The sequence below is a fragment of the Mitsuaria sp. TWR114 genome (assembly GCF_007997345.1).
The window spans coordinates 1-3,288 of the sequence record NZ_VOSR01000144.1 but is presented as its reverse complement, the minus strand read 5'-3'; the positions used below and the strand labels follow the sequence as shown (position 1 = coordinate 3,288).

General features: G+C 70.8%; 2 protein-coding genes and 2 pseudogenes. 2 read left to right on the top strand and 2 right to left on the bottom strand.

What is annotated here, in order from left to right; translation table 11 throughout:
* Positions 1-1,481, top strand: a pseudogene (priA, locus tag FUT87_RS06740) (primosomal protein N'); the annotation flags it as partial.
* A 19-nt stretch (positions 1,482-1,500) separates the two neighbouring features.
* On the opposite strand, the gene FUT87_RS06735 reads toward priA, so the two are convergent.
* Positions 1,501-2,223, bottom strand: a complete 723-nt coding sequence (locus tag FUT87_RS06735; protein ID WP_147240514.1) for a response regulator — start codon at positions 2,221-2,223, stop codon at positions 1,501-1,503.
* Between the two features lie 2 nt (positions 2,224-2,225).
* Positions 2,226-2,873: a helix-turn-helix domain-containing protein gene (locus FUT87_RS06730; RefSeq protein ID WP_091728352.1), complete on the bottom strand. Its 648-nt coding sequence runs from the start codon at positions 2,871-2,873 to the stop codon at positions 2,226-2,228.
* Positions 2,874-3,030: 157 nt separating this feature from the next.
* On the opposite strand from FUT87_RS06730, the pseudogene FUT87_RS29860 reads away from it, so the two are divergent.
* Positions 3,031-3,288, top strand: a pseudogene (locus tag FUT87_RS29860) (hypothetical protein); the annotation flags it as partial.

The following is a 3,288-nucleotide window of genomic DNA, read 5'->3' as shown; positions in this document are numbered from 1 at the left end:
CTGGTGCTGGTGCCGGAGATCAACCTGACGCCGCAACTCGAGGCGCGTTTCGCCGAGCGCTTCGCCGGCCACGCGATCGTGTCGCTGCACAGCGGGCTCACGCCGGCGCAGCGCCTGCGCCACTGGCTCGCGGCGCACCTGGGTCGCGCGCAGCTGGTGCTGGGCACGCGGCTGGCGGTCTTCGCGTCGATGCCGCGGCTCGGATTGATCGTGGTCGACGAGGAACACGACCCGTCCTACAAGCAGCAGGACGGCGCGCGCTACTCGGCGCGGGACCTGGCGGTCTATCGCGGCCACCTGGAGAAGGTCCCGGTGCTGCTGGGCTCGGCGACGCCGTCGTTGGAGAGCTGGCAGCACGCGCTGGGCGGTCGTTATCGGCGCATCGACCTGACCGAGCGCATCGGCGGCGGCGCGCTGCCGCGGGTGCGGCTGTTCGACATGAACCGGCTCGAGCGCAAGAAGGGCGTCACCACGACGCTGTCGGTGCCGCTGCTGGACGCGCTGCGCAAGCGGCTCGACCGCGGCGAGCAGAGCCTGGTGTTCCTGAACCGCCGCGGCTACGCGCCGGTATTGCATTGCGACCAGTGCAACTGGAAGAGCGACTGCCCGCATTGCAGCGCGCACCAGGTCTTCCACAAGGAGGACCGCACGCTGCGCTGCCACCATTGCGGCGTGTCGGCGCGCGTGCCGCGGGCCTGTCCGTCCTGCGGCAATCCGGACATCGCGCCACTGGGCCGCGGCACCGAGCGCCTGGAGGAGCAGCTCGCGCAGGCGCTGCCCGGCGCGCGCGTGGCGCGCATCGATGCCGACACCACCAAGCTCAAGGGCAGCCTCGAATCGCAGCTCGCGGCGGTGCATGAGGGCGATGTCGACATCCTGGTGGGCACGCAGATGGTCGCCAAGGGCCACGACTTCCGCCGCATCACGCTGGTCGCGGCGGTGAATCCGGACGGCGCGCTGTTCAGCAGCGACTTCCGCGCGCCGGAGCGGCTGTTCTCGCTGCTGATGCAGGCGGGCGGACGCGCGGGCCGCGACGCGGCGCAGGCCGCCGCCAGCGAGATGTGGGTGCAGACCTGGTATCCCGAGCACGCGCTCTACCAGTCGCTGCAGAAGCACGACTACGAGGCCTTCGCGTCCAGCCAGCTGTACGAGCGCATGTCGGCCAATCTGCCGCCGTTCGCGCATCTGGCGCTGGTCCGCGCGGAAGGGCGCAGCGTCGAGGCCGCGCGGGACTTCCTGACCGCGGCGCAGGAGGCGGCGCAGGCGCTGCCCTTGTCGCTCGGCCTGCTGCTGTATCCGCCGGTGCCGATGGCGGTGGCGCGGGTCGCGGACAGCGAGCGCTTCCAGATGCTGATCGAGGCCGCAGCCGCGCGCAGCTGCAGCGCTTCCTGCGCGCCTGGCTGCCGGAGCTGCACGCGCTCAAGCGCCGTCAGAAGGGGCTGACGCGCTGGGCGGTGGACGTGGATCCACTGGCGATCTGAGGCGCTCGCAGGCGCCGCCTCACAGCAGGCGCGCGAGCGCCTCCTCCAGCACCGGCCACGCGGCGCGCACCGCGGCCAGCGCGTCCTCCGAGCCGGTGGCGGCGTCCTGCGCGTCCTGCTCGAGCTGGCGCGCCACTTCGGCGGCTTCGGCATGGCCGAGCGTCAGCAGCACGCTCTTGAGGCTGTGCGCGAGGTGGCGCAGCTTCACATGCTCGCCCCGTTCGCAGGCGCTGCGACCGCTGGCGATGTCGAGCGGGAACTGCATCCGGCAGCGCGCCAGGAAGGCTTGGTACAGCGCGGCGTTGCCGCCGAAGTACTGCTCGATGGCAGCCTGGTGGATCGACGGCATCGCCGCCGGCGGCGACGCGGCGTCGCGCAGGCCGTCCAGGCACGATTGCAGGTCCGCCAGCGAGCAGGGCTTGGACAGGAAACGCGTCACGCCCAGCGCCTCGAGCTGCTCGCGCACCGTCGGATTCAGGCCGGCGCTGAACACGGCCAGCCGCGCCTTGCCGCGCAGTTCGGGCCGCTGCTTGAGCGTCTGCAGCAGGTCCAGCCCGTGACGGCCGGGCAGCATCAGGTCGCTGATGACGAGGTCGAAACTCTGCGTCGCGAGCGCCAGCAGCGCCTCGTCGACCGAGATGCAGGCCTGCAGGCGCACCTCGTCGTCCTCCAGCGCCATCGAGACGAAGCGCTGCAGCGTGGTGTCGTCCTCCACGAGGAGGACCCGGATGCGGGACGCCATGCTCAGCCGGCGAACTGCGGCTGACGGGCCCGGATGCGCTGGACCGCCGCGGCGAGCAGCGGCGGCAGGTCGGTGACGAGCCGCGGCTTGTGCACCAGCGGCAGACCGGCGAGCGCGAATGCGTAGGGCGAGCGCTGCTGTTCGTCCAGCGCGGTGACGAAGATCAGTTCGCTGCTGGCGAACTGCGGCTGCGAGCGCAGGCTGGTCACCAGCGCCGCGCCGTCGATGCCGGGCAGCAGGATGTCGACCAGCAGGATCTCCGGCTGCAACTGCCCGTACATCACCAGGCCGCCGATGCCGTCGTTGGCGGTATGCAGGTCCAGGTCGGGGAACTCCTGCTGCGCCAGCAGCATCACCAGGTTCTGGTAATGGACCGAGTCCTCGATCAGCAGCGCCTTCAGCCGCTGCGGCGCGCCGTCGGCGGGCGCCAGCTCGGCGGGTTTGGTGGGCGCGAGGCCCCGGCCGGTGAGCCAGGCGTCGAGCGAGGCCCGCAGGATGCGCCGGTGGCCGCCCGGCGTGCGCCAGGCCTGCAGCTCCCCGCGATCGACCATCAGCTGCACCGACCGGACCGCCATGCCGAGGCGCTGCGCGACTTCGCGCGTGCTGAAGTCCTCTTGCATGTCGTCGGGGGTCCGGGCAATGGCAGTCATGAGTCGATTTTGCCGAATTTCCTAAAGTTTTAGGTGGGCAATATCCCCATTTATAAGCGATAAAACTGATAGTCGATGTGACATCCGTGGGAGATCGGGGCTTCCCTTGCGGTCCGGTGGGGCGAACTCTGGTGCAATCCGGGTCCGAGGAGATGCGATGACGATGCGAAGGACCGGACAGGCCATGGCGGGCCGGCTGGCCGCGATGACGGCAGCCTTGTGGCTGCTTGCGTTCGCGCCGGCCGCGAGCAGCGCTCCGAAGGACGCCGCGCCGACCGCTCTGCCGGCGGCGGGCAGCACGCTGCAGCGCATCCAGGCCAGCGGCGTGCTGCGGGTCTGCATCTGGCCCGACTACTACGGCATCACCTACCGCCATCCTCGCGACGAGACGCTCAGCGGCCTGGACATCGACCTC

What these genes read in the sequence shown, in the direction of transcription:
- FUT87_RS06730 (WP_091728352.1), bottom strand. Translation starts at nt 2,873, where the DNA reads ATGACTGCCATTGCCCGGACCCCCGACGACATGCAAGAGGACTTCAGC.
- FUT87_RS06735 (WP_147240514.1), bottom strand. Translation starts at nt 2,223, where the DNA reads ATGGCGTCCCGCATCCGGGTCCTCCTCGTGGAGGACGACACCACGCTG.